At 60.2% G+C, this 25651-nt stretch carries 20 protein-coding genes; 4 read left to right on the top strand and 16 right to left on the bottom strand.

The features are described from left to right. Nucleotides 1–223: 223 nt before the first annotated feature. Together feoB and ACOBR2_RS12580 are read right to left on the bottom strand one after the other, a co-directional pair. Nucleotides 224–2137: a ferrous iron transporter B gene (gene feoB, locus ACOBR2_RS12585; RefSeq protein ID WP_420236460.1), complete on the bottom strand. Its 1914-nt coding sequence runs from the start codon at nucleotides 2135–2137 to the stop codon at nucleotides 224–226. After that, nucleotides 2134–2439 (bottom strand): FeoA family protein, encoded by a 306-nt coding sequence (locus ACOBR2_RS12580; protein WP_420236459.1) that lies wholly within the window; start codon nucleotides 2437–2439, stop codon nucleotides 2134–2136. The genes feoB and ACOBR2_RS12580 overlap by 4 nt, the downstream gene beginning before the upstream one ends. A gap of 585 nt (nucleotides 2440–3024) precedes the next feature. Between ACOBR2_RS12580 and ACOBR2_RS12575 the strand changes: the two genes are divergently transcribed. From ACOBR2_RS12575 to ACOBR2_RS12565, 3 genes are all read left to right on the top strand, one after another. Beyond that, nucleotides 3025–4167 (top strand): aldo/keto reductase, encoded by a 1143-nt coding sequence (locus ACOBR2_RS12575; RefSeq protein ID WP_420236458.1) that lies wholly within the window; start codon nucleotides 3025–3027, stop codon nucleotides 4165–4167. A gap of 294 nt (nucleotides 4168–4461) precedes the next feature. Next, on the top strand, nucleotides 4462–8046 hold the full coding sequence (gene nifJ / locus ACOBR2_RS12570; RefSeq protein ID WP_420236457.1) for a pyruvate:ferredoxin (flavodoxin) oxidoreductase: 3585 nt from the start codon (nucleotides 4462–4464) through the stop codon (nucleotides 8044–8046). Between the two features lie 32 nt (nucleotides 8047–8078). After that, entirely contained in the window at nucleotides 8079–9095 is a 1017-nt protein-coding gene (locus tag ACOBR2_RS12565; RefSeq protein ID WP_420236456.1) for a dihydroorotate dehydrogenase-like protein, read from the top strand. A 277-nt stretch (nucleotides 9096–9372) separates the two neighbouring features. On the opposite strand, the gene ACOBR2_RS12560 is transcribed toward ACOBR2_RS12565, so the two are convergent. The 6 genes from ACOBR2_RS12560 to ACOBR2_RS12535 all read right to left on the bottom strand — a co-directional run bounded on the left by ACOBR2_RS12560 (nucleotide 9373) and on the right by ACOBR2_RS12535 (nucleotide 14736). Beyond that, nucleotides 9373–9864: a hydrogenase maturation protease gene (locus ACOBR2_RS12560; protein ID WP_420236455.1), complete on the bottom strand. Its 492-nt coding sequence runs from the start codon at nucleotides 9862–9864 to the stop codon at nucleotides 9373–9375. A 69-nt stretch (nucleotides 9865–9933) separates the two neighbouring features. Then, the gene (locus ACOBR2_RS12555; RefSeq protein ID WP_420236454.1) at nucleotides 9934–11355 is read right to left on the bottom strand and encodes a Ni/Fe hydrogenase subunit alpha; all 1422 of its coding nucleotides are present in this window, start codon (nucleotides 11353–11355) and stop codon (nucleotides 9934–9936) included. Nucleotides 11356–11358: 3 nt separating this feature from the next. Continuing rightward, on the bottom strand, nucleotides 11359–11892 hold the full coding sequence (locus ACOBR2_RS12550) for an oxidoreductase (protein WP_420236453.1): 534 nt from the start codon (nucleotides 11890–11892) through the stop codon (nucleotides 11359–11361). Continuing rightward, entirely contained in the window at nucleotides 11889–12602 is a 714-nt protein-coding gene (hoxU, locus tag ACOBR2_RS12545; protein ID WP_420236452.1) for a bidirectional hydrogenase complex protein HoxU, read from the bottom strand. The genes ACOBR2_RS12550 and hoxU overlap by 4 nt, the downstream gene beginning before the upstream one ends. Next, nucleotides 12599–14242, bottom strand: coding sequence for an NADH-ubiquinone oxidoreductase-F iron-sulfur binding region domain-containing protein (locus tag ACOBR2_RS12540; protein ID WP_420236451.1), 1644 nt, complete (start codon nucleotides 14240–14242; stop codon nucleotides 12599–12601). Before ACOBR2_RS12540 ends, hoxU begins: the two co-directional genes overlap by 4 nt. Next, nucleotides 14239–14736: an NAD(P)H-dependent oxidoreductase subunit E gene (locus ACOBR2_RS12535; RefSeq protein WP_420236450.1), complete on the bottom strand. Its 498-nt coding sequence runs from the start codon at nucleotides 14734–14736 to the stop codon at nucleotides 14239–14241. Before ACOBR2_RS12535 ends, ACOBR2_RS12540 begins: the two co-directional genes overlap by 4 nt. A 336-nt stretch (nucleotides 14737–15072) precedes the next feature. Here ACOBR2_RS12535 and hypF point away from each other — a divergent pair, with 336 nt between their 5' ends. Beyond that, a complete protein-coding gene (gene hypF / locus ACOBR2_RS12530) occupies nucleotides 15073–17406 on the top strand; it encodes a carbamoyltransferase HypF (RefSeq protein WP_420236449.1) in 2334 nt (777 codons plus the stop codon). 81 nt (nucleotides 17407–17487) lie between these two features. On the opposite strand, the gene ACOBR2_RS12525 is transcribed toward hypF, so the two are convergent. The 8 genes from ACOBR2_RS12525 to ACOBR2_RS12490 form a co-directional block, all read right to left on the bottom strand. Next, a complete protein-coding gene (locus ACOBR2_RS12525; RefSeq protein WP_420236448.1) occupies nucleotides 17488–18012 on the bottom strand; it encodes a GNAT family N-acetyltransferase in 525 nt (174 codons plus the stop codon). Then, nucleotides 17999–19453: an argininosuccinate lyase gene (argH, locus tag ACOBR2_RS12520; protein ID WP_420236447.1), complete on the bottom strand. Its 1455-nt coding sequence runs from the start codon at nucleotides 19451–19453 to the stop codon at nucleotides 17999–18001. The genes ACOBR2_RS12525 and argH overlap by 14 nt, the downstream gene beginning before the upstream one ends. A 1-nt stretch (nucleotide 19454) precedes the next feature. Continuing rightward, a complete protein-coding gene (gene argG / locus ACOBR2_RS12515) occupies nucleotides 19455–20795 on the bottom strand; it encodes an argininosuccinate synthase (RefSeq protein WP_420236446.1) in 1341 nt (446 codons plus the stop codon). A gap of 139 nt (nucleotides 20796–20934) precedes the next feature. Further along, nucleotides 20935–21882 carry an ornithine carbamoyltransferase gene (gene argF, locus ACOBR2_RS12510; RefSeq protein WP_420240012.1) on the bottom strand — a complete coding sequence of 316 codons (948 nt, stop codon included), beginning with the start codon at nucleotides 21880–21882 and terminating at the stop codon, nucleotides 20935–20937. A gap of 70 nt (nucleotides 21883–21952) precedes the next feature. Further along, the gene (locus tag ACOBR2_RS12505) at nucleotides 21953–23194 is read right to left on the bottom strand and encodes an aspartate aminotransferase family protein (RefSeq protein WP_420236445.1); all 1242 of its coding nucleotides are present in this window, start codon (nucleotides 23192–23194) and stop codon (nucleotides 21953–21955) included. A gap of 64 nt (nucleotides 23195–23258) precedes the next feature. Continuing rightward, a complete protein-coding gene (gene argB, locus ACOBR2_RS12500) occupies nucleotides 23259–24041 on the bottom strand; it encodes an acetylglutamate kinase (protein WP_420236444.1) in 783 nt (260 codons plus the stop codon). Next, entirely contained in the window at nucleotides 24038–25105 is a 1068-nt protein-coding gene (gene argC, locus ACOBR2_RS12495; RefSeq protein ID WP_420236443.1) for an N-acetyl-gamma-glutamyl-phosphate reductase, read from the bottom strand. Before argC ends, argB begins: the two co-directional genes overlap by 4 nt. After that, a complete protein-coding gene (locus ACOBR2_RS12490; protein ID WP_420236442.1) occupies nucleotides 25102–25566 on the bottom strand; it encodes an arginine repressor in 465 nt (154 codons plus the stop codon). Before ACOBR2_RS12490 ends, argC begins: the two co-directional genes overlap by 4 nt. Between the last annotated feature and the right edge of the window lie 85 nt (nucleotides 25567–25651).

Genomic DNA, 25651 nt, shown 5'->3' with positions numbered 1-25651 from the left:
TTCTACTTGTGAAGCAAAGTGCTGAGGAGAGAAATTCCTGCTCTGAGTTCGTGTCTTCCCAGGTCCCAAAATCGGGACCTGGGGCACCCAGTATTTGTGTCGGCTCAAACTGCCAGAGGCATGGTTCGTCTGCAACGCATGCCAGCTCATCGGCTTACTTTGCTAACTCCGCCAACGTCGCTGACCTGCCGATTTTCTGACCCGCTGACCCGCTGACCCGCTTTTACCGCAGCAGCGCCGTGCTGATGTGGAATACGGTGAAGGCGCTGATCCAGGCCAGTATCAGCATGTAGACGAATTGTGCGGCGGGCCACTTCCAACTGTTGGTTTCGCGGCGTACTACAGCCATCGTCGAAGTGCACTGCATGGCAAAGGCGAAGAAGATCATCAGCGCCAGTGCCGCGGGCAGCGTCAGGTCGGTGTGCAGAGCCTGTTCCAGCGGCAGCGCGTGGGTGGAGGCCTGGGCGTCGTAGAGTGTGCCCATGGTGCTGACCATGACTTCGCGGGCCAGCACACTGCTGACTAGGCCAATGCCGATCTTCCAGTTGAAGCCGAGGGGGGCGATGACGGGTTCAATGGTGCGGCCCACATGGCCGATCAGGCTCTGCGAGAGCTCGGGCGTTTGCACGGCCCCGTTGGCGTCATGCAGTATGGGCAAGTGCGCCATTACCCAGAGGGCGAGAGTTACGCACAGGATGATGGTTCCAGCCTGACGCAGAAAGACCTTGGCGCGATCCACCAGACGCAGCACGAGCGAACGCACGGTGGGCCTGCGGTACTGCGGCAGCTCCAGAATGAAGGGCGTTTCGCTGCTTTTGAGTACGGAGCTTTTGAGCAGGCGGGCTGTGGCCAGAGCGGCCAGGAATCCGGCCAGATACAGGCTCAGCATCACCAGCGTGCGCAGCGCTACAAAGCCGTGCAGGTAGAAGGTGTTGGGAATGAAGGCCGCGATCAGCATGATGTAGACCGGCAGGCGGGCCGAGCAGGTCATGAAGGGCGTAACCAGAATGGTGGCCAGGCGGTCGCGCTTGTTCTCAATGGTGCGGGTGGCCATGATGGCTGGCACCGCACAGGCGTAGGCCGAAAGCAGGGGGATGAATGCCTTGCCGTTGAGGCCGATGGAGCGCATGACGCGGTCGGCGATCAGCGCGGCGCGGGAGAGGTAGCCGGAGTCCTCCAGAATGCCGATGAAGAGAAACAACAGCAGGATCTGCGGCAGGAAGACGAGTACGGAGCTGATGCCCTTCCATGCGCCGTCCAGAATGAGGGACTGTATCCATCCGGCGGGCAGCAGGGGGCGAACCAGATCGGCCATGCGGGTGAGCACGTCGCCAAAGCCGTCGCTGAGCGGCTGGCCGATGGAGAAGACCACCTCAAAGACGGCGAAGACCACGGCCAGAAAGAGCAGCGGACCCCAGATGCGATGGAGCAGAATGTCGTCGATTTTGCGCGAGCTGGCTTCGGTGAGCGGAGCGCTGTAGCCGGTGCGGCGGCCTACGCGCGCGGCCCACTGATGGGCGCTGGCGGCGTTGCCCAGTACGGGCAGCTCCTGCGGTTTGGCGGGCTCGCGATGGGTTGTTTGGCTGAGGAACTGGGGAATGACGTCCAGACCCTTGCCCTTGACGGCGCTGATCTGGGCAACTGGAGCGCCCAACTCGCGGGCCAGCCTGAGCACGTCCACGTGGCCGCCGCGCTCCTGCATCAGGTCGCTCATGTTCAGCAGCACCAGCACGGGCAGGCCGGTGGCAAGCACGGGGGCGGCCAGCATCAGCTGGCGGGTCAGATGCAGCGAATCGAGCACCAGCAGAATGGCGTCGGGCCGTGGTGTGCCGGGCATGTGACCTTGCAGCACGTCGATGGAGACGCGGGCGTCTTCGCTGTAAGGATCCAGGCTGTAGATGCCGGGCAGATCGATCAGCGTAAGGTCGTCGCGGCCAATGCCAGCCATCAGGCCCAGGCGCTGTTCCACGGTGACGCCAGGGAAGTTGGCCACCTTCTGGCGCAGGCCGGTCAGGCGGTTAAAAAGCGTGGATTTGCCGGCGTTGGGTGGGCCGATGAGCACAATCGTGCTGAGTTCGCCCGGGGCAGGCTGGTTGGCGGGCGGAACGAAGGGTTTGGGGGTGCAGCAATCGCTCATCGGGCTGCCTCGGATTCTTCAGTAGTGTCACAGCCGGCCAGTATACGGACGCGGATGGCCTCGGCGGTGTCACGGCGCAGGGCAATTTCCATGCCGTCCACGCCGTAGACGACCGGATCGCCAGCGGGAGCCAGACGCAGAACCTTGACCCGTGCCGCAGGCACAAACCCCATATGCATCAGATGATTTTGGACGGAATCCGGCAGATCGAGCCCCAGAAGCTCCCCACTTTGGCCCACCTTCAGCTCACTTAACAACACCCGGCGATCTCCAGCCTGCTGCCAGACGGGCAGCGCGTGCAATTACGACCTGTTTGGTCGTAATTAAGTATACGATTATTGGTCGCTGCCGGGCAAACCCGGCAGGGGTACAAATGGATTGCATGCATCGGCAATATTCTGTCTCCGGCAGGGAGTGCAGCCTTGGGAAAGGCAATTCCTCTTGGACTGGAAGAGTTGTTCCACTACCACTCGTATTGTGAATGGATAGTCAAAGGCCTGTTGAGGTTCATGGGATCGGTCGTATCGATCATTCATTTTTCACCCCGCAAGGGGCAGAGAAAACTTCACCCCGCTCGACGCGCATTTTGTCTCCCCCAAACGGAACTCAAGTTTTCCGATCCAACCATGGACCGTGATTGCCGATGCGCCCTATGCAATGAATCGCCGTAAACGTCAACAGCCCCTAGGAGGCGGACTTTGGCGGTGCATTTGTATTTCTGGAAGAAAAATGTTGGCAGCATGAACAAATCCCAGCGAATTTTCCATAAGAAAGAAAATGAAAAAGAATATAAAGCGGTCGGGAGAATTCTTCATAATTAACGCTAATATTTCGCTTACGAAGAGTTAGAATCTGCTCGAACAAATTTGGAGGGAAGGGGTATCCCTATGCAACACCGGGATTTCGGAGCCTTGAAGTTCAAGGTTTCTGCGCTGGGGTTCGGGTGTATGCGTCTTCCCACCACGGATCGACAGCGCTACAGCCCTCATATCGACGAAGCCGAGTCCATTCGCATGATCCGCCACGCGATTGATCATGGCGTGAACTATCTGGATACGGCGTATACCTACCACGAAGGGCAGAGCGAACGCATGCTGGGCCGGGCCTTGCAGGACGGCTATCGTAAACGGGTGCGCGTGGCTACCAAACTGCCGGTCTGGCTTGTTCGCCAAGCGGAGGACTTTGACCGGATCCTGGACGAGCAATTGGAGCGGCTGCAAACCAGCCAAATTGATTTCTATCTGTTTCATGCGTTGAACCGGCGCTTCTGGGAAGATTCGGTGCAGGCCTACAAACTGCTGGACAAGGCGGAACGGGCGCTGGCCGATGGCCGCATTCGGCATCTGGGATTTTCCTTCCACGGCGAGCCAGAGCTGTTCGAAGAGATTCTGGACGCAACCGAGCTATGGAGCTTCTGCCAGATCCAGTACAACTACATGAATGTGGAGTATCAGGCAGGGGAACGCGGGCTGAAGCTGGCGGCCGACCGTGGTCTGGGTGTGGTGGTGATGGAACCGCTGCTGGGTGGGCGGCTGGCCGATCCTCCCAGCGAAGTGCGTGAACGCATGGCGCAGTTTCCACTGGAGCGCACGCCGGTGGAGTGGGCGCTGAACTGGTTGTGGAATCAGCCTGAGGTTTCCGTGGTGCTGAGCGGCATGAGCGCCATGGAGCAGGTGGAAGAGAATCTGCGTTTGGCCGCGCAGGCGCATTTGCACTGCTTTGGGACCAAGGATCAGATGCTGATCAAAGAGGTGCGGGCCTGCTACAGTGCGCGGAGGGTGATCCGCTGCACGCACTGCGGTTATTGCATGCCCTGCCCGCACGGAATCGACATTCCCACCAACTTTGAGCTGTTCAATTACGCGCAGAGTTATTGCGATCTGGACAGCGCTCAGCTTCGCTATCAATTCCTTCTGACGGAGGAGCAGCGCGCAGGCAGTTGCCAGCATTGCGGCCTCTGTGAGGAGCGTTGCCCGCAACAGATTCCGATTGCCGATTGGATGGACAAGCTTTCCGTGGCTCTGGGGTGAGTTCAGGGGGGGTGCCGGGAGAGCGTAGTGCGTCCGATGTCGTTGCAGTAGATGGGATTCCCGCTGAAAAATACGGGGCGTACCAGCATTTGAAAGAGGGGGGAAGCTGAGTAAAGACGCGGTTTTTTGCAGAATTACAGTAGAAAAGCACCGTATCGCTATACGAGGAAAAATTCACAGTGCGGTATGAGCGTGGCTGTATGTGTCCCGCATCACTGCCCCAGAACCCCCACCCCCTTGAGACTCGCCATGTAGCGGTTGATTTTCCGCCGGCCGCACTATGAGGCAAAGCGAATGAGCGAACAGAAGATGGTCATTATGGATGGGAACGAGGCAGCCGCCTCGGTTGCCTATCGCCTTTCCGAAGTAGTAGCTATTTATCCGATTACCCCCAGCTCGCCGATGGCAGAGTGGGCGGATCAGTGGCTCGCTGAAGGAAAGAAGAATATTTGGGGCGCATCGCCCATCGTGGAAGAACTCCAGAGTGAGGGCGGCGCGGCGGGCGCGCTGCACGGCGCACTGCAGGCCGGTGCTTTTGGCACGACCTTTACGGCGTCGCAGGGTCTTCTGCTGATGATCCCGAACATGTACAAAATTGCTGGTGAATTGACCCCGGCCACCATGCACGTAACGGCCCGCACCCTGGCCACGCACGCGCTGTCGATCTTCGGCGATCACTCTGACGTGATGGCCTGTCGTCAGACCGGCTGGGCGATGCTGTGTTCGAACTCGGTGCAGGAAGTTGCCGATCTGGCGTTGATCTCGCAGATCGCCACGCTTGAGTCGAGCATTCCGTTCATGCACTACTTTGACGGTTTCCGCACCTCGCACGAAGTAGCCAAGATCAACCCGATCAGCGACGACACGATCCGTGCCCTGGTCGATGACAAGTTCCTGCTGGCCTATCGCGAGGCCGCACTCAGCCCTGACCGCCCGAAGCTCCGCGGCACGGCGCAGAACCCCGACGTCTTCTTCCAGGCGCGTGAAGCCTGCCAGCCTTTCTACAACGCCGTTCCGGGCATCGTGCAGTCGGTGATGGATCGCGTTGCCAAGCAGATTGGCCGCCAGTATCGCCTGTTTGATTACTACGGCGCACCTGATGCGGAGAAGGTAATCATCGTGATGGGCTCGGGCGCAGACGTGGCCGAGGAAGCCGTAGAGACGCTGGTCAAGAATGGCGAGAAGGTCGGCCTGGTTAAGGTTCGTCTGTTCCGTCCGTTCGACAGCTCAGCTTTCCTGAAGTCCCTGCCGAAGACCGTGAAGTCGATTGCGGTTCTGGATCGTTGCAAGGAGCCTGGTTCGGCCGGTGAGCCGCTGTATCAGGACGTGATCACGGTTCTGGCCGAGAATGCCAGCGAGCTGCCTTTTGCCGCAATGCCCAAGGTTGTGGGCGGCCGTTATGGCCTGAGCTCGAAGGAGTTCACCCCGGCCATGGTCAAGGGCATCTACGACGAACTGTCGAAGGCCAAGCCGAAGAACCACTTCACCGTTGGCATCAACGACGACGTGACCTTCTCGAGCATCGCCTATGACGACAGCTTCTCGACCGAAGACGTCAAGACCCACCGCGCACTGTTCTATGGTCTGGGTTCGGACGGCACGGTCGGCGCCAACAAGAACTCCATCAAGATCATCGGCACCGAGACGCCGTATTATGCGCAGGGTTACTTCGTGTACGACTCCAAGAAGTCGGGCTCGATGACCACCTCGCATCTGCGTTTTGGCCCCACGCCGATCCGCTCTTCCTACCTGATCACCCGCGCCAGCTTCATCGCCTGCCACAACTTCTCGTTCCTGGAGAAGGTCAATGTGTTGGAGCCCGCGATTCCTGGTGCTACCTTCCTGCTGAACTCGATTTACCCCGCCTCTGAGGTCTGGAACCACATCCCCAAGACCATCCAGCAGGAGATCATCACCAAGAAGATCGAGTTCTACGTCATCGACGGCAGCAAGGTTGCTCGTGAGTCCGGTATGGGTTCGCGCGTGAACACGATCATGCAGACCTGTTTCTTTGCCATCTCGGGCGTTCTGCCCAAGGAAGAAGCGATCGAGCAGATCAAGAAGTCGATCAAGAAGACCTACGGCAAGCGCGGCGACGCGGTTGTGCAGAAGAACTTCGCGGCTGTGGACGCCTCGCTGGCGAATCTGGAGAAGGTTGCGGTTCCGGCTGCTTCCGACGCCAGCTTTGACATCACCGGCGCACTGGTCGGCAACCCGCCCGCGTTCGTGGGCAACATCCTTGGTCAGATTGCCAACGGCAAGGGCGACCTGCTGCCGGTAAGCGCACTGCCTGCGGGCGGTACCTTCCCGACGGGCACCGCGCAGTACGAAAAGCGCAACATTGCACAGTTCATTCCTGTGTGGGACAAGGACACCTGCATTCAGTGCGGCAAGTGCGCCATGGTTTGCCCGCACGGCGTGATCCGCGCCAAGATCTTCTCGCCCGAGCTGGCGGAGAAGGCTCCTGCTACCTTCAAGACGGCGAAGCCGCGCTGGAAGGGTCAGGAAGAGAACCTGTATACCCTGGCGATTGCTCCTGAAGATTGCACCGGTTGCGGCGTCTGCGTAGACACCTGCCCGGCCAAGAGCAAGAGCGATGCCAGCCTGAAGGCCATCAACATGGCCGAGCAGGTTCCGCTGCGTGAGACCGAGCGTGCCAACTGGGATTACTTCCTGTCGATTCCGGAAGTGGATCGCAATACGCTGAACCACAACGCCGTGAAGGATCTGCAGTTGCTGCAGCCGCTCTTTGAGTTCTCTGGCGCCTGCGCTGGTTGCGGTGAGACGGCTTACGTCAAGCTGATGACTCAGCTCTTCGGCGATCGTCTGTTCATTGCCAACGCCACGGGCTGCTCGTCGATCTATGGCGGCAACCTGCCGACGACCCCGTACTCGACCAACAAGGACGGCCGTGGTCCGACGTGGTGCAACTCGCTGTTCGAAGACAATGCCGAGTTCGGTTTCGGTATGCGTCTGGCCGTGGATCAGCAGACAGACTTCGCTCAGACCCTGCTCAAGCGCGTAGCTTCGCAGGTTGGCGAAGAACTGGCTACTGCACTGCTGAGCGCGGTACAGAAGACCGAGCCGGAAATCAATGCACAGCGTGAGCGCGTTGTGGCCCTGAAGGCCAAGCTTGCCACCATCGACAGCTCGGATGCCCGCAACCTGGGTGCCATTGCTGACTCCTTGGTTCGCAAGAGCGTGTGGATCCTGGGCGGCGACGGTTGGGCGTATGACATCGGTTTCGGCGGACTCGATCACGTTCTCGGCTCGGGCAAGAACATCAATGTTCTGGTTCTCGATACCGAAACCTACTCGAACACCGGCGGCCAGATGTCCAAGTCGACCCCGCGTGCGGCAGTGGCCAAGTTCGCTGCTGCCGGCAAGACGGTCAGCAAGAAGGATCTGGGCATGGAAGCGGTCAGCTACGGTTCGGTTTACGTGGCCCGCGTGGCTCTGGGCGCCAACGACGCACATGTCGTCAAGGCCTTCCAGGAAGCTGAAGCGTGGGATGGTCCTTCGATCATCATCGCCTACTCCAGCTGCATTGCGCACGGATACGATCTGCTCCATGGCCTTGAGCAGCAGAAGCTTGCTGTTCAGTCCGGTCACTGGCCGCTGATGCGTTACAACCCGGCTCTGCGCGATACCGGCAAGAACCCGTTCCAGCTTGACAGCAAGCAGCCCTCGATCCCGTTGAAGGATTACATCTACCGAGAGAATCGCTTTGCGATGCTCTCGCGTAGCAATCCGGATCTGGCGGCCAAGTTGCTGGTTGAAGCTCAGGACGACGTGGAGCGCCAGTGGCGTGTATACTCGGCTCGTGCAGCTATGCCTGGCCGCGGTGAGACGCCGAACATCGCTCCCAAGGCCGAGTAGCAGCCCGCGGCCATTTTGGCCGGAGGTGAGAAATGTTCGACCTGTCAATGCCGTATCTCGGCATGAAACTGAGCGGCCCGATCATGGTGGCATCTACACCATTATCGGAGTCGATCGATAATGTGAAGAAGATGGAGGAGGCGGGGGCTTCGGCCCTCGTCCTCTCTTCTTTGTTTGAAGAACAGCTGATTCTGGAATCAGAGGCGCTCGATGCGGATCTTGAGCGCGGCACCAATTCCTTTGCCGAGTCGCTGGACTTTCTGCCCGACTTCAAGGACTACAACATGACGCACGAGGTTTACCTCGAGCATCTGCGTAAGCTCCGTGCAGCGGTTGGAATTCCTGTTTTTGCCAGCCTGAATGGCGTTACGCCAGGCGGCTGGGTGCGCTATGCAAAGGATCTGGAGCAGGCCGGAGCCAGCGCGATTGAACTGAACACCTACGCCCTGGCTACCGACAGGAACCAGACCGCGGCGCAACTGGAAGATCAGCTCTTTGAGTTGGTCAAAAGTGTTTGCTCGTCGGTCAAGATTCCGGTTTCGGTCAAGCTTTCCCGTTCGTACACCAGCCTTCCAAATCTGGTGTCACGCCTGGAAGCCGCCGGAGCAAAAGGCGTGGTTCTGTTCAACCGTTTCTACCAGCCGGACTTTGACATCGAGGCTCTCGAAGTCAAGCCCACGCTGCATCTTTCCACACCGTCGGAGCTGCTGTCGCGCCTGCACTGGGCGGCCATCCTCTACGGCAACACCCAGGCCGACATCGCCGTTACTGGCGGCGTACATTCGGCCGAAGATGTGCTCAAAAGCATCATGGCCGGCGCCAACGTCACCATGATGGTTTCGGCACTGCACATTCACGGCATTCAGCACATTTCGCGGGTGCTTGCCGATGTGCGCTACTGGTTGGAACAGCGCGAGTACACGGCGCTTGCGGAAACCCGCGGCTGCCTGAGCCGTCGTTCGGTTCCCGACAAGGCGGCCTACGACCGCGGCAACTACATCAAGACGCTCAGCTCCTACAGCCTGCGTCAGACGATGGGTACCTTCTAGAACAAATCGGTTTTTCCTGGACGCCCTGGCGGCGGCACTCCCCATGTGCCGCTGCCAGGGCGTTTTTGGGGGTGTTTTCGGCTTCAGTTTTTCACCCCAGCAGGGTGAAGCGAAAGTAGCCTCGGGTGGATTCTGACCCTGAGCGTAGTCGAAGGGGAAGAGGAGGGAGGAACCCGGGGTATATCGCATTCAGGCTAAATACACAATGCGCCTTTTAGATCGGTTCTCCAATAGGTGTAGCCCTTTGTAGATCGTGCAAGGTGGCTTTTCAGGGAAGCTACTTTAAAAGCGTCTCTACGGCCTCTACAAGCCATCTTTGCGCCGCGGGTAGGGCAGTGGTCATTTCCGGGCTGAAGGCCTCGCCCAGCTCCAGCGAGCCTGCGCCAATGGTCAGCAGAAGCGAACGCTGAGGCTGGGAATTGTAGAGATCAAGGCTGAGCGCCAGCAGCTCTGCCGCGCCCATGTGATGCGTGCCCGGGACGACTTGCCCGGCGGCGGGCTCAACCGTCTGCAGGCGAAGTTCGCCGGGTGCGGCGGAAATGGAACAGTCGAGGAAGAGTGCGGTGCGGGAGCGGGCAAGATCCTCGGCCACTTCCGGCGTCCACTGCTGCCTGCAAAGGATGCGCAGGTTTTGGCGGTTGGCGAAGTGTGCTTCCAGCCATGCGGCCAGCCATGGGCCCACTCCATCGTCGGAGCGCAGCGTGTTGCCGCAGGCCAGGACGAGGCAGTGCGTGGCGATCGAGGATTCTGGTGTGCGTGCGAGGGTCATTGGAAGGAAGTTTAAGTGCTCCCAGGTCTCAGAAGTGAGACCTGGGGCACCCAGTTTGGTGGTTGAAGGTTAGCGGATTACCTGGTCGCTCATGCTGCCATCGGCGGCCAGCAGGGTGACGGCCAGCGGCATCTGGCCGAAGGCGTGTGTGGAGCAGCTCAGGCAGGGGTCGAAGGTGCGGATGACGGCTTCGATGCGGTTCAGCGCGCCATCGGTGAACTTGCCGTCCTTCACATATGCGCGGGCAGCTTGCAATACGCCCTGGTTCATGGCGTAGTTGTTCTGTCCGGTGGCAATCACCAGGTTGGCCCAGGTGATCTTGCCATTTTCATCGACCGTGTAGTGGTGGTGCAGGGTGCCGCGCGGTGCTTCGGCCTGTCCTGCGCCCTCCAGACGGTTCACGCCAGCCTGGGCGCGTACGTGCTTGTCCAGAATCGTGGGTTCGGCAAGAATCTGCTCGATCTTTTCGATGCCGTGGAGCACTTCGATCAGGCGTGCGTAGTGGTAGTGGAAGGAGCTCTGCACCGGGCCGCGGGCCAGTTGCTTGAACTCGGCCAGTTCCTTGTCGGCCAGCGCGGTGCCCATGGACGTGGCAATGTTCAGGCGTGCCAGAGGGCCCACACGGTAACTGCCCTCGGGGTAGCCGAGCGGCTTGTAGTAGGCGAATTTGGTGTAGCTGTAGGGCTCGACGGCTTCGCCAATGGCCTCGGTGAAGCGGGTGGCGTTCATGCTGTCTTCGATGATGCCGCCCTGGGCGTCGATCAGTCGCAGCGATCCATTGGTGAACTCGATGGAGTCGTCTTCGTTGACCAAGCCCATGTAAGCCGACGGGAAGTTGGCAAAGATCTCGATCTCATTCGCAAAGCTGTCGGCAATCTGCTTGTAGGCTTTGAGGCTGAGGCGGATGTTGTTGTAGGCCTCGGGAATCATCGAGAGAATCTCGTCGCGCTTGGCGGGCGCTAAAGGCTCGGTGACGCCGCCGGGAATGACCCAGCCGGGATGAATGCGTTTGTCGCCGAGCAACTCGATAATGTGCTGCCCGAAGCGGCGCAGGGCAACGCCAGCGCGGCCCAGTTCAGGTTTGGCCGCCACCACACCAAAGATGTGGCGCAGCTTCGGGTCCGACTCCATGCCCAGTAGCAGATCGGGCGAGGAGAGATAGAAGAAGCTGAGGGCGTGCGACTGCACCATCTGCGCCAGGTTCAACATGCTGCGCAGTTGTGAGGCGGTGTGCGGAATGCGCACGCTCATGATGGCTTCGCAGGCCTTGGCCGAGGCAATCAGATGACTGACCGGGCAGATACCGCAGATGCGCGCCATCAGGGCAGGCATTTCGTAGAACGGACGACCCTCGCTGAAGCGTTCAAAGCCACGCACCTGAGTGACGTGGAAGTGTGCGTTGGCCACCTCGCCCTGATCATTCATCTGAATGGTGATCTTGCCGTGGCCCTCAAGTCTTGTAACTGGATCGATCGTAATCGTCTGACTCATGGCTCAGGCTCCAAAGCGTGTGAGCGCTGGAATGTCCAGCGGTCCACCGGTTACCAGCGCGGTCAACGCTGTGTGAAAGGTGTCAGCCGAGGGCGGACATCCGGGCAGGAAAACGTCCACCTTCACATACTCGTGCAGGGGACGCACCACCTTGAGAAGTTTGGGCACAACCACGCAGGGAATCTGCTGCTGAGCGCTGGCATTCTCGATATAGGCCCGGTCCAGCACGGCCTGAGGACCGATGGGGTTGCGCATGGCCGGAACGTTGCCGGTGACCGCGCAATCGCCCATGGCCACCAGCACCTTGCAGTGGGCACGGACCTTCTTGATCTTCTTCTCGTCGTCCTCCGAAGCCACGGCACCTTCAACGAGTGCGATGTCGACATCGTCCGGGAAGACCTTGGTGTCGACGATGGGGCTATAGACCAGGTCGACGAGTTCGGCCAGAGCCAGCAGGCGTTCATCCATATCGAGGAACGACATGTGACAGCCCGAGCAGCCATCCAGCCATACAGTAGCAAGTTTCAGTTTGCTCATTGCGCTTCCCTCATCAGATTCAGGTAGGGCAGGAAGTCAGGATTCTTGGGATGATCGACGCCCACCTTGCTCTTGTCGAACAATGCGCCGGTCGGGCACACCTGTACGCATTTGCCGCACTTGGTGCAGGCCGATGCGCCCCATTCTTCGTTTAGATCGGTGATGACGGTGCAGGTTTCGCCGCGTCCCATCAGATCCCAGATGTGCGCCCCTTCAACCTCACTACAAACCCGCACGCAACGCGTGCACAGTACGCAGCGATTGTGGTCGATGGTGAAGCGCTCATGCGATGCGTCCACATGCAGGTCGGGGTTGCGATAGGGCAGGCGGACGTGCGTCAAGCCGACCTCTTGCGAGAGCGACTGCAACTCGCAGTTGCCGTTGGCCACGCAGACCGAGCAGACGTGATTGCGCTCGGCAAACAGCAGTTCGACGATGTTGTGGCGATAGCGCTGCAGACGTTCGCTTTTGGTGGTTACTTCCATGCCTTCGAAGATGGTGGCCACGCAGGCGGGCAACAGCTTGTTGCTGCCCTTGATCTCCACCAGACAGAGACGGCAGGCACCCACATCGCCCAGGCCGTCCAGATGGCAGAGCGTGGGAATGTGAATGTCGTTTTCCCGCGCTACTTCGAGGATGGTCTGGCCGCGACGGGCGCTGACTTCGTGCTCGTCGATGATCAGCGTTTTGACTTCAGCGGTATCGCTCATGCGACCACCTCTTCTTCCGCGGCCTTCATGGCGCAGGCGCCGGCCGTGCATTTTTTGTGCTGGATGTGATCGATGTACTCGTTGCGGAAGTAGCGCAGCGTGCTCAGCACCGGGTTGGGCGCGGTTTGGCCCAGGCCACAGAGGCTGGCATTCTTCACCGTGTCGCAGAGTTCTTCCAGCATGGCCAGATCTTCCATGGTGCCCACGCCCGTGCAGATTTTACTCAGCAGGCCGTGCATCTGGGCCGTGCCCGCGCGGCAGGGAATGCATTTGCCGCAGGACTCGGTCATGCAGAACTCGATGAAGAACTTGGCAACATTCACCATGCACGAGGTGTCGTCCATGACGATCATGCCGCCGGAGCCCATCATGGCTCCAACCTTGATCAATCCGTCGTAGCTGACGCTGATGTCCAGCATCGACTCTGGCAGGCAGCCGCCGGAGGGTCCGCCGGTTTGCACGGCCTTGAAGCTGCGGCCGTCGGGCACGCCGCCACCAATGCTGTAGATGATCTCGCGCAGCGTAATGCCCATCGGCACTTCCACCAGACCGGTGTTGCTGATTTTGCCGGTGAGTGCGAAGACCTTGGTGCCCTTGCTGCGTTCCGATCCCATGCCGGCAAACCACTTGCCACCTTTGCGGATGATGGGTGCGATGTTGGCGAAGGTTTCCACGTTGTTGATGAGCGTGGGCTTGCCCCACAGGCCGCTTACGGCCGGGTAGGGAGGACGCGACTTGGGCATGCCGCGCTTGCCTTCGATGGATGCGATCAGAGCTGTCTCTTCGCCGCAGACGAATGCGCCCGCGCCCAGACGGATCTCCACATCGAAGCTGAAGGGCGTGTTGCCGATGTTGTTGCCGAGCAAGCCTCGGCGGCGTGCGTCGCGCAAGGCTGCCTGCAGACGGTTGACCGCCAGCGGATACTCGGCGCGCACGTAGATGTAGCCCTTGCTTGCGCCCACGGCATAGGCCGCGATGGCCATGCCTTCAATCACGCGCTGCGGATCGCTTTCGAGTACGCTGCGATCCATGAACGCGCCCGGATCGCCTTCGTCGCCGTTGCAGATCACGTACTTCAGATCGCCGACGGCTTTGGATACGGTGTCCCACTTCAGACCGGTGGGATAGCCGCCGCCGCCACGGCCGCGCAGGCCGCTTTCCTTGATCTGGCGGATGACACCGGTGGGCGTCATGTCACTGAGTGCGGCCAGCAGGGCGCGATAGCCGTCGCGTGCAATGTAGTCGTCAATCTTTTCGGGATCGACCTTGCCCGAGTTTTCCAGCACCACATGTACCTGCTGGTCAAAGTGCTCACGCAGTTCGCACTGCAGATCCTTGACCGGCTGGCCACCCAGGCTCTTGACGATGGCTTCGGCATGCTCTTCGTGCGCATGCTGGTAGAGGGTTTCTTCAGGATCGATCAGGACCAGGGGGCCGGCGGCGCAAAGCCCCATACATCCGGTGCGGCGCACAAAGACGTTCTTGCCCAGGGTTTCAACCTGTTTGGCAAGAGCATCCTTCAGCTTGTCGGAGTGTTGGCTCAGACAGCCGGTGCCCATACAGATGTTGATCTCGTGATCGAACTTGGCATATTCAGCGCGGGTAGATTCCGCGATCTGATCCAGTTCCTCGATTGTCATTCAACTGCCCACCTTTCCAGTTGCGCGATCATCTGCTCGCTGGTCATCTGACCCACCAGTTCGCCATCGGTCAGCACTACCGGCGCACGGCCGCAGGCACCCACACAGCGGGCGGCAGCCAGACTGATCTGTCCGTCCTGAGTGGTTTGTCCCTGAGGAATGCCCAGATGCTTTTCAGCTGCGGCCAGCAGCTTGTCGGTGCCCTTGATGAAGCATGCCGTTCCGGTGCAGATTGTCATGGTGTGTTTGCCGGGCGGCTTGAGGCTGAAGTAGTGGTAAAAGGTCACGACTCCATAGGCCTGGCTTAAGGGAACCCGTAAGGAGAGCGCAACAAAACGGATGGCATCATCGTCCAGATAGCCAAACGACGTTTGTACGGTGTGCAGGGTTTCGATCAACGCATGACGGGCGTAGCCGTTCTTGCGCATGGTGCCATTGACGATCTTCCAACGTTTATCGTCACTCGGCAGCGGTGGAGGCGTATAGGCTGGCACGGTGCTTCCTCCTGTATGTACCGGCCTGCGCGATTTTCAGCGCATTCTTTGCTAACTTTGGTCGGCACCAAACTTGTACTCGCAATGCGATACGCTGCTCGGTGATAGGTGTCACGAATATGAGACGCTGCCTGATTCCGTCTCACCAGCTGATATTTTCAAGCGGCTGAACGTGTAAATGTGACGACCATCACCGTGCGAAAAATCAAAACATAATTCATGCAAACCTTCAAGTTTTTCTTTCATGAAACAGTGGGAAACAGCAGAAGCCTTACGGCCACTCCCTCGAATCCCGCCTCGTACGCTATGCTGTTCTCCTGAACCGAGGCCGAACTGGTGAGCGAAACCCTTAAAAATCGAGCCCTTAAGCGGCAAGAGCGTTATGAAGTACTGGTGCAGGGCATAGTGCAGGGCGTGGGATTTCGCCCCTTTGTCTTCCGTCTGGCCAGGGAAGAACAGCTGGCTGGCTTCATTGGCAACGATACGGACGGCGTAACCATTGAAGTGGAAGGCGAGTCGGCACAAATTCAACGTTTTCTGGCCCGCTTGCGTTTGGAAACGCCTCCGCTGGCTCGCATCGATGCCGTGGCTGTACGTCCGATTCCCGCAAAAGGAGAGACGGCGTTCCGCATTGTTTCGAGTGAAGTGCATGGTCGAGTGGCCACTGGCATTCCCGCCGATGCTGCTACCTGCCCCGACTGCCTGCGTGAGCTGCTTGACCCCGCGGATCGTCGCTATCGCTATCCGTTTTTGAATTGCACTAACTGTGGACCGCGCTTTACCATCACTCGCCGCATTCCCTACGACCGTCCGCAGACCTCGATGGCCGTTTTTCCCATGTGCCCGGCGTGCCAGCGTGAGTACGATGACCCGCTCAACCGCCGCTTTCATGCCCAGCCCAACGCTTGCGCCGTCTGTGGTCCGCATGTGTGGCTGACGAATGCGCAAGGGGAATCGCTGGCCGCTGAAGACCCGGTGCAGCAGACGATTGAACGGCTGCTGGCGGGCGACGTGATGGTGCTGAAGGGTATTGGCGGCTTTCATCTATCGGTGGATGCGACCAACGAAGAGGCCGTCGAGCGGCTGCGGCAGCGCAAGCACCGCTACGGCAAGCCGCTGGCCGTGATGGTGCGCGATCTGGATGCGGCGCGGGCGTTGTGCCGGCTGAGCGCGGAAGAAGAAAAGCTGTTGCTGACGCCTGCCCGGCCCATTGTGTTGTCCCGCTTGCGGCAGGGCACGGCGCTTGCCCCATCGGTAGCGCCGGGCCTGCCGTGGCTGGGTGTCTTTCTGCCCTATGCGCCGCTGCAGCATCTGCTTTTTGCCGATGAGCGTGTGCAGGCCCTGGTGATGACCAGCGCCAACCTGAGCGAAGAGCCGATCTGCATCGATAATGATGAAGCACTGCAGCGGCTGGCCGCGATTGCCGATGGTTTTCTGCTGCACAATCGCGAGATTCTGCAGCGTTGCGACGATTCGGTTGCGGCGCTGGTGGATGGCGCGCCGCAGATCATCCGTCGTGCGCGCGGTTATGTGCCACAGTCTATCAATCTCCCGATGGAAGCGCCGCCGCTGCTGGCTGTGGGTGGCCACTTGAAGAGCGTTTTTGTGTTGGCCCGTGGCCGTTTTGCTTACCAGAGCCAGCATCTGGGCGACCTGGAAAATCTTACAGGGATGGAGTTCTTTCGCGAGGCGCTGGAGCATATGATGCGCACCTTCGAAATTGAACCCACGATGGTCGTACACGATCTGCATCCGGGCTATCTTTCTACACAATGGGCACGGGAATTTGCCGCTGAGCATAACCTGCCGCTGTTAGCAGTGCAGCACCATCATGCGCATATGGCGGCCTGCATGGCGGAGAACGGCGTGACGGAGCCGGTGATTGGCCTGGCGCTCGATGGCACAGGCTACGGCACCGATGGAAAGATCTGGGGCGGGGAAGTTTTGATCGCAGAGTTCGGTCATTTTCAGCGTTTCGCCCACTTGAACTACGTGCCGCTGCCCGGAGGCGAAAAGGCGATTCGCGAACCGTGGCGCATGGCGCTGGGTGCGCTGGCTTCGGCCGGGTTCAACATCGAAGCGCCGGAGATTTTTTCGCTAGTGGGAGCCAGCGAGCAGGAAGCTCGCGTGGTTGCTCGCATGATTGTGCGTGGTCTGAATGCGCCGCTCACGTCAAGCTGCGGCAGGCTCTTCGATGCGGCGGCAGCCGTGGTGCTGGGTCGCAGAGTGGTGGACTACGAGGCGCAGGCTGCCATCGAGTGGGAGGGCATGGCCGTTGATGAGCCACGGAGCTTTGATTCTGGCTACGAACTGGCGATTACACAGAATGCAGATGAAGTGATTCTTGATGCCAAGCCGCTCTGGCATGCGCTCGTTAACGATCTGCGCGCGGGCGTGGCCAAGTCTGGCATTGCCGCTCGCTTTCATGCGGGGTTGGCCTTGGGATTTGTTCGTGCCGCAGTTCTGGCGCGGGAAAAGAGCGCGATCAGAACTGTGGCGCTCAGTGGCGGTTGCCTGCACAATCGCCGCTTTGCCGCATTGCTGCGCATGGGGCTGGAGGCCGAAGGCTTTACCGTGCTCACGCATCGCAAAACCAGTCCCGGTGACGGCGGCTTGAGTTATGGGCAGGCCGCCTGCGCCACCTGCGGTGGGGCCAATGGCTTTGCGTGATTGAGCGGAGAGTTGGTTCTGATGCAAAGAAAAATGGCGGAGCACATGCGCTCAGCCATTTTCTGTAGGAAGGCAGAAAAACTAATTCGCAGTCAGATGGACCAACTCCGCGGCTTCGCTACGTGGGCCGAGGATGGAGACGCGGGGAATGCGGCCACGCACCATCGATACTTCGTCGCAACGGTGCAGGCGTGGGCAGTTCTGGCAGTCTTTGAAGATCTTGTCGGGCAGGTCGGCCTTGTCTTCCACGGTGCGGAAGCCGTACTTGAAGAAGAAGTCGGGAATGCGCGTGAACAGGCAGACGGAGTGAATGCCGTGTTCTTCCGCTTCTTCCAGTAGGGAGCGCAGAATGTGGCCGCCCGCGCCCTTGCCCTTGGCCTCGGGCTTGACGACGATGGAGCGTACTTCGCACAGATGTGGGCCGTAGAAGTGCAGAGCGCCGCAGCCCAGAAAGACGTGCGCGTCGGACTCGGCCACGGTGAAGTCGCGGATGTTCTCGCAGATCTCGGCGAAGGCGCGCTTGAGCAGCGTGCCGTCGCCGGAGAGCGAATTCACCAGATCGTAAACGTTGGACGCGTCTTGTAGCAGCGCCTTACGCACCTGCATGTGCGGTCCCCCCTGCAATTTTGGATGAGCCCTCGCGCAGGGCAGCCACGCGCTGAGTCGCCTCTACCAGAGCCTGCCGCACGCGCTCGCGCGCCGTGCCGCCGACCACATCGTGGCAGTCGAGCGTTTCTGCAAGCGTAGCAGCCTGGTAGAAGTCCTCACCAAACTCCTCGCCGAAGGAGCGCAGCTCGTCGAGCGAAAGTTGGCCCAGCTCGACGCCCTTTTCCAGCGCATAACGCACGGCATTGCCGATCTTCTCATGTGCGGTGCGGAAGGGCACGCCCTTGTACACAAGATACGTTGCCGCAGCCATGGCATTCAGATAGCCCGTTTCGGCGGCCTGTTGCATGCGCTCGTGATTGAACTCAAGCGCGGTGGTGAAGCGGGCAACCAGGCGCAGCATCTGCGGAACAAAGCTGGCGGAAAAGGCAGGCTCCTGCGTCTCCTGCATGTCCTTGTTGTAGGCCAGCGGCAGGCCCTTGAGCTGCATGGCCACGGTCTGGGCCGCACCATTGAGGCGGCCAACTTTGGCGCGCAGAAGCTCGGTCAAATCGGGGTTCTTCTTCTGCGGCATGGCGCTGGAGCCGGTGGAGAAGGCCTCGGGCAGTTGTACAAAGCCGAACTCGGCGGTGGCATGCAGCGTGATCTCTTCGGCAAAGCGGCTCAGATGCAGGCCCACAAAGGTGAGCGCCTGCAAAAAATCGAGCACGAAGTCGCGGTCGCTGGTGGCGTCCATCGAGTTGGCCGTGGGAGCCGTAAAACCCAGTTCCCGCGCGGCAATCGAGCGATCAAGCTTGAGCGTTGCGCCGGCAATCGCGCCGGAGCCCAGTGGGCAGTAGTTCAAACGCTTGGCGCAGTCGGCCAGACGCGCCGCATCGCGCAGCGCCATCTCTACATATGCTTGCAGCCAGTGGGCAATCAGCACAGGCTCGGCGCGCTGCAGATGCGTATAGCTGGGCATGACGGCCTCGCCTGCGGCGTTGGCCTTCTGCAGCAGCGCTTCGGCCCAGGTAAGCAGACCATCGATGGATTCTGCAATCTGCTCGCGCACAAACAGGCGCAGGTCGGTGGCGATCTGCTCATTGCGGCTGCGACCGGTGTGCAGCTTGCGGCCGAGCGAGCCCACGCGCTCCACCAGCTTCAGCTCCACGAAGTGGTGGATGTCTTCGGCGTCGGGATGCTCGCGCACGGCAGCTTTTCCTGCGTTGGTGACGAAGTCTGCGGCGATGGCGTCGAGCGCCGCGCGGATTTCGGTTCCTTCACTTTTGGACAGGATTCCTGCAGCGCACAGGGCTGAAGCATGCGCCTTGCTGGCAGCTACTTCCTGAGGAAGAAGCCGCCAATCAAAGACGATGGAGCGCTGCCACTGTTCGAACTCACTGTCGAGCGGTTCACGGAAGCGGCCCGACCACATCTTGACGTGCTGTTGTTCGTTGGCCATGCTATTCCTTCTCCTTGGTGCCAGCCAGCAGGGGCATTTCGCTGCCGGTGCTCAGGCTGAGCAGGCCACTCTTGGCATAGGTCAGCAGCTTGTCGCGCGTGTCGGTAATGTCGAGATTGCGCATGGTGAGCTGGCCGATGCGGTCGCGCGGGCTGAAGGTGGATTCGGTCTTCTCCATGCTCAGGCGCTCGGGATGGAAGGTCAGATTCGGCGACACGGTGTTCAGGATCGAGTAGTCGTTGCCACGGCGCAGTTCCACCGTAACTTCTCCCGTGACGGCACGCGCCACCCAGCGCTGCGCCGACTCGCGTAGCATGATAGCCTGCGAATCGAACCAGCGGCCCTGATAGAGCAGACGGCCCAGCTTGCGGCCATTTTCGCGGTACTGCTCGATGGTGTCTTCGTTGTGAATGCCAGTGATCAGACGCTCATAGGCGATGTAGAGCAGGGCCAGACCGGGAGCCTCGTAGATGCCGCGGCTCTTGGCCTCGATGATGCGGTTCTCGATCTGATCGCTCATGCCCAGACCGTGACGGCCACCGATGCGATTGGCTTCGAGCAGCAGCTCGACCGGATCAGAAAATTCCTGACCGTTGAGCGCGACCGGGAAGCCCTCTTCAAAGCGGATGGTAATCTCTTCCGCCTTGATGGCAACATCGTCGCGCCAGAAGGCCACGCCCATGATGGGAGCGACGATCTTGATGGAGGAAGAGAGGAACTCCAGGTCCTTGGCTTCGTGCGTTGCGCCCAGCAGATTCGAGTCGGTGGAGTAGGCCTTCTCGGAAGACATCTTGTAAGCAAAGCCGGCCTGCTGCATGAAGGCAGACATTTCAGCGCGGCCACCGAGCTCGTCAATGAATGCCGCGTCGAGCCAGGGCTTGTAGATCTTCAGATCAGGATTGGCCAGCAGACCGTAGCGATAGAAGCGCTCAATGTCGTTGCCCTTGAAGGTCGAGCCGTCGCCCCAGATGTTGACGTTGTCTTCCTTCATGGCAGCCACCAGCATGGTGCCGGTGACGGCGCGGCCAATGGGCGTGGTGTTGAAGTAGGCAATGCCAGCCGTGGTGATGTGGAAGGCGCCGGCCTGCAGCGCGGCAATGCCTTCGCGCACCAGTTGGGCGCGGCAGTCGATCAGGCGAGCTTTCTCCGCGCCGTACTCCATGGCCTTGCGCGGAATCTCGTCGTAGTCGGTCTCGTCGGGCTGGCCGAGGTTGGCCGTGTAGGCGTAAGGCAGCGCGCCCTTCTGCTTCATCCAGTGCAGTGCGGCGGAGGTGTCGAGTCCGCCAGAAAAAGCGATGCCGACCTTCTGGCCGACGGGCAGGGATTCAAGAATTACGGACATGCTGGGAACCTTTCAGAGAACAGAGAACAGAGAACAGAGAACAGAGAACAGAGAACAGTATGCAGGGAGCAGAGGGTAGGGAAGAAAGGCCAGTGATGAAAACCCCTGATCTCTGTTCTCTGCCCTTTGCTCTCTGTGCTTACAGCTTGTACTTTTCCACGTTCTTCAGGCCGTCGAGCAGCAGCAGCAGCAGAGCCTTCTGCGCATGCTTGCGATTCTCGGCCTGGTCGAAGATGATCGAGTTCGGTCCGTCGAGCACCGCGTCGGTGACTTCCTCGTTGCGACGTGCGGGCAGGCAGTGCATGAAGACCGTGGTCGGCTTGGCCTTGGCCATCAGCGCCTCGTTCACCTGGAAGGGGCGGAAGATGGGCTGGCGCTTGGTGGATTCATGCTCCATGCCCATGCTTACGCAGACATCGGTGTAGATGGCATCCGACCCTTCGGCAGCGGCCTGCGGGTCCTGCGTGAGGCGGATCTCGCAGCCGTTAGCTTCGGCAATCTCGCGGGCGCGGGTGACGATCTCGATGTCGGGCGAGTAGCCGCGCGGCGTGGCCACGGTCACATTCGCGCCGAGCTGCGCGCCGGTGAGCATCAGCGAGTGGGCCACGTTGTTGCCGTCGCCCACGTAGGTGAAGTTGAGACCCTTGACCGCGCCGAAGTGCTCTTCCAGCGTCATGAAGTCGGCCAGAGCCTGGCAGGGATGCTCGAAGTCACTGAGGGCGTTGATGACCGGCACACTGGCGTTGTTGGCCATCTCGGTGATGGTGTCATGCGCGTAGGTGCGCAGCACGATCACGTCGATCCAGCGCTCCAGATTATGGGCCACGTCGGCGATGGCCTCGCGCTCACCGAGCGGCGAGTGGGTCTGATCGACGAAGATGGCGTTGCCGCCCAGGGTATTGATGCCGGTCTCAAAGCTGAGGCGGGTGCGCAGGCTGGCTTTCTCGAACATCAGCACCATCTGCTTGGAGTCGAGGGCATAGCGGTAGTCGCGCGGGTTGACCTTTACGTCGTGGCCCAGCTTGAGGAGGGCGCGTGCTTCGGCGCTGCTCAGATCAGCGATCGAACAAAGATCTTCGCCGGCCATGCGCTTGGCGGCGGCCAGAATATCGGGGTCCTGATGGACCGGAACGGTCGGTGTGGAAATGGTTGCCACGTTACTTTCCTCCTGCGGGTGCCGCGCCGGCGGCTTCAAATGCGGTAAAGATGGCGTCGAGCGCGGCGATGGCCTCGTCGACGTGTGCCTGCTCCAGAATGTAGGGCGGCAGGAAGCGCAGCACTGTCTCGCTGGTGCAGTTGATGACGATTTTGCGCTTGAGCATTTCAGCTACGGTCTGCTTGGCGAGCGCGGCAGAGTTCAGCTCCGCGCCCAGAATCAGGCCTTCGCCGCGCACATCCACGATGATCTTGTGCTTCTGCGCGAGCTTGCGCAGTTCGGCCTTGAAGTACTCGCCGATCTTGGTTGCATGGGCGAGCAGACCCTTGTTTTCGATCTCATCGACTACGGCAATGGCCACGGCGCAGGCCAAAGGTCCGCCGCCGAAGGTGGTTCCGTGCTGACCGGCGTGGATGGCGCGCGCGACTTCTTCCTTGCAGAGCACCGCGCCCATGGGCACGCCACCGGCCAATGACTTGGCCAGCGTGGTTACGTCGGGCTGAATGCCGAAGTGCTGGTAGCCGCACCACTTGCCGGTGCGGCCCATGCCGCACTGAATCTCATCGGCGATCAGCAGAGCGCCGGTGGAATCGGCCAGCTTGCGGGCTTCAGCAAAGAACTCAGCGGAGAGCGGACGCACGCCGCCTTCGCCCTGTATGGCTTCCACCAGAATCGCGCAGACCTCGTTCGAAAACTTGGCGCGCAGATCTTCAATGTCATTGAAGCGCACAAACTCCACACCGGGCATGACGGGCGCGAAGGGCTCGCGATACTTGTCCTTGTAGGTGGTTGCCATGGAGCCGAAGGTGCGGCCGTGGAAGCTCTGTTCAAGGGCCAGGAACTTGGTGCCGATCTGCTTGCCTTCGCTGCGCAGCAGGCCTGCATGGGCGCGAGCCAGCTTCAGCGCGCCTTCCCAGGCTTCGGTGCCGGTGTTTGCAAAAAAGCAGCGGTCCATGCCGGTCTGGCGGGTGAGGCGCTCGGCCAGTGCGGCGGCGCCTTCGTGATGAAAGAGATTCGAGATATGGATCAGCGACTTGCTCTGTCGCTCAATGGTGCCTACGATGGCCGGATGGCCATAGCCCAGCGCGTTGACGGCGATGCCGCTGAGCAGATCAAGATACTTGTCGCCCTGTTCGTCCACCAAATGCACGCCTTCGCCGCTCACAAACAAGATGGGATTACGGTCGTAGGTGTGAAGCAGCAGCCGCTCTTCGGCTGCCCGAATCTGATCCAGCTTAGTCAATTTCCTTCTCCTTGAAGCATCTTCTGTTTGGTCTGCGCGGGGCAGAGGGAAAACCGAAGATGCGTTAAGCCACCATCACTTCAGTGCCGTGCGCCACGCGGGAACTGCACAGGTCGGGGAGCGTGCTGGCCGCGTTGGCCGGCAGAATGCGCACGCGCTTGACGCCGTTGAGCAGAGCCTGTCGGCAGGCGCTCAGCTTCGGCAACATGCCGCCGTTGATGACGCCGCTCTTGGCCATTTCCGCAATCTGGTCGATGCTCAGCCAGCGCAACACCGTGCCGGTTGCATCCCTCACACCCGGAACGTCGGTCAAAAAGATGAGTGCATCGGCCTGGCAGGCCATGGCGCAACTGGCAGCCATTTCGTCGGCGTTTACGTTGTAGTATTCGCCGTCAAAGCCGAGAGCCATTGACGAGAGCACCGGCACGCCATTCAACTGCCAGATGGCGTCCAGCCAGCGCGGATCGCTCGATGCGATTTCACCCACAAAACCAAGGTCGGGATCGGTCTTCTTCTTGCGTGCGCGGAAGATCAATCCATCGCCACCACTCATGCCAATGGCGGGCTGACCCAGCGAGCCGAGAGCAGCCACCAGACCCTTGTTCACCTTGCCGGCCAGCACCATCAGGGCCGCATCGCGCGTCTCTGCATCAGTTACGCGCAGGCCATTGATGAACTCGCTCTGCTTGCCCAAAGCCTTCAGCGTTTTGGTCAGTTGCACACCGCCGCCATGCACTACGGCCACCTGATTGCCGTCCTTGACCAGCTCGGCAATGGCGCGTACGCAGCCATCCAGAATGGTGGGATTTTCGAGGCCTGCTCCGCCCAACTTTACGACGTACTTCATTCCAGACCCTCCGCCTCGTTCCATCCCATCAGGATGTTCAAGTTTTGTACGGCCTGGGACGACGCGCCCTTGAGCAGGTTGTCGAGGCAGCTGACGATGATAGCGCGCTTGCCCGTGGCGTCCAGCTGGAAGCCGATGTCGGAGTAACAGCTGCGCGCGACGTACTGAATCTGCGGCAGGCCGTTTTCATAGAGGCGCACCATCGGGCTGGCAGCAAAAAAGTCGCGATAGATCTTCAGCACACTGGCCCGCGTCTGCACTTCCTTGAAGTGCACGTAGATCGTGGACAGAATGCCGCGCGGAATCGGCAGCAGATGCGGCGTGAAGATGATCTGCTCGTTTGCAAGGCCGATCTGTTCGAGTAACTCACCCATGTGACGATGTCCGAAGACGCCGTAGGCGGAAAGATTGTCGGCCGCGTACATGTAATGCGTCTTGGCCGAGGGAGCCTTGCCCGCGCCGCTTACGCCGCTCTTGGCGTCGGCCACAATGCCGTGTTCCACATCAAGCACGCCGGCCGCAGCCAGAGGCTTCAGCGGTAGAATCACGCTGGTGGCGTAGCAGCCGGGGTTGGCGATGAGCTGTGCGCCCGCAATCTGCTTGCGGTGCAGTTCCGGCATACCGTAGACGGCTTCCGCCTGCGTGGTATTGGCTACATCGGAGCCTTCGTCTTCAAACTTGTAGACGGCGCGATTGTCGGCCTCATCCAAGCGCCATGCGCCGCTCAGGTCAATCACCTTGATGCCGCGTTTGAGTGCTTCCGGTGCCCACTGCCGCGATTGCTCATGCGGCGTGGCCATGAAGAGCACTTCAACGCCCAGGTCTTCCAGCAGTTCCCAGCTAAAAGGCTGCTGCGCCAGCTTGCCATGGCCCTTGCTGTCGGCCAGTTGGGGATGAATCTCAGCGAGTGGAATGCCGCCACGGGCCGCATCCTTTTCGTCCACGCGTCCGGCAAAGACCGGAGCCTTGCCCTTCAGCCGGGGATGATGCAGAAGCAGGCGCGCCAGTTCCGCACCTGCGTAGCCAGTGACGCCTACTACCGCGGTCTGTACAGTCTCTTTCATGATTCGAGCATTGTCCTTATGCGGGTTTCGATTTCCGTTGCAGTGCGAATGTCGGGGCAGATGATCAGCACGGTATCGTCGCCGGCGATGGTGCCCACCACCTCGTGCCAGCCCGCGCGGTCAAGCGATGCGGCAATCGGCTGCGCTCCACCCATGACGGTGCGCAGCACCACCTGATTCATGGCCTGGCGAACGCGCAGACCGAAGCTGTCAATCACTTCATCGATCAAGAGCGGCGCATCGTCGTCTTCTTCAATTTTAGCTGCGGGCGGAGCCGGTGGATGGGGCAGGGAATAGCCGCCCGAACCCTTGACCAGCTTCAGATCGTGAATGTCGCGCGAGAGCGTGGCCTGGGTAACTTCAAAGCCGCGTTTGTGCAGCTTCTTCCGCAGTTCGTCCTGGCTGGCTACCGCAGTGCTGGCCAGAATTGCGCGGATTGTTTCCTGCCGGCTGGATTTCATCGCCCCGTCCATCTTTTCGTGTCACGCACTCCATAAAGAGTGCGCGAAAGTAGAAAGCGCGGACTCTACAAAAGAGCCGCGCATG

The organism is Telmatobacter bradus (assembly GCF_048629425.1).
In the GTDB taxonomy this organism is placed as follows: Bacteria; Acidobacteriota; Terriglobia; order Terriglobales; family Acidobacteriaceae; genus Telmatobacter; species Telmatobacter bradus.
The sequence above is the reverse complement of the archived record's forward strand: the minus strand, read 5'-3'. Positions and strand labels throughout refer to the sequence as shown.

Bases quoted from the DNA above. Each gene is read 5' to 3' on its own strand.
- feoB (WP_420236460.1), bottom strand. From the start codon at position 2,137: ATGAGCGATTGCTGCACCCCCAAACCCTTCGTTCCGCCCGCCAACCAG.
- ACOBR2_RS12575 (WP_420236458.1), top strand. From the start codon at position 3,025: ATGCAACACCGGGATTTCGGAGCCTTGAAGTTCAAGGTTTCTGCGCTG.
- nifJ (WP_420236457.1), top strand. From the start codon at position 4,462: ATGAGCGAACAGAAGATGGTCATTATGGATGGGAACGAGGCAGCCGCC.
- ACOBR2_RS12565 (WP_420236456.1), top strand. From the start codon at position 8,079: ATGTTCGACCTGTCAATGCCGTATCTCGGCATGAAACTGAGCGGCCCG.
- ACOBR2_RS12560 (WP_420236455.1), bottom strand. From the start codon at position 9,864: ATGACCCTCGCACGCACACCAGAATCCTCGATCGCCACGCACTGCCTC.
- ACOBR2_RS12555 (WP_420236454.1), bottom strand. From the start codon at position 11,355: ATGAGTCAGACGATTACGATCGATCCAGTTACAAGACTTGAGGGCCAC.
- ACOBR2_RS12550 (WP_420236453.1), bottom strand. From the start codon at position 11,892: ATGAGCAAACTGAAACTTGCTACTGTATGGCTGGATGGCTGCTCGGGC.
- hoxU (WP_420236452.1), bottom strand. From the start codon at position 12,602: ATGAGCGATACCGCTGAAGTCAAAACGCTGATCATCGACGAGCACGAA.
- ACOBR2_RS12540 (WP_420236451.1), bottom strand. From the start codon at position 14,242: ATGACAATCGAGGAACTGGATCAGATCGCGGAATCTACCCGCGCTGAA.
- ACOBR2_RS12525 (WP_420236448.1), bottom strand. From the start codon at position 18,012: ATGCAGGTGCGTAAGGCGCTGCTACAAGACGCGTCCAACGTTTACGAT.
- argH (WP_420236447.1), bottom strand. From the start codon at position 19,453: ATGGCCAACGAACAACAGCACGTCAAGATGTGGTCGGGCCGCTTCCGT.
- argG (WP_420236446.1), bottom strand. From the start codon at position 20,795: ATGTCCGTAATTCTTGAATCCCTGCCCGTCGGCCAGAAGGTCGGCATC.
- argF (WP_420240012.1), bottom strand. From the start codon at position 21,882: ATGGCCGGCGAAGATCTTTGTTCGATCGCTGATCTGAGCAGCGCCGAA.
- argB (WP_420236444.1), bottom strand. From the start codon at position 24,041: ATGAAGTACGTCGTAAAGTTGGGCGGAGCAGGCCTCGAAAATCCCACC.
- argC (WP_420236443.1), bottom strand. From the start codon at position 25,105: ATGAAAGAGACTGTACAGACCGCGGTAGTAGGCGTCACTGGCTACGCA.
- ACOBR2_RS12490 (WP_420236442.1), bottom strand. From the start codon at position 25,566: ATGAAATCCAGCCGGCAGGAAACAATCCGCGCAATTCTGGCCAGCACT.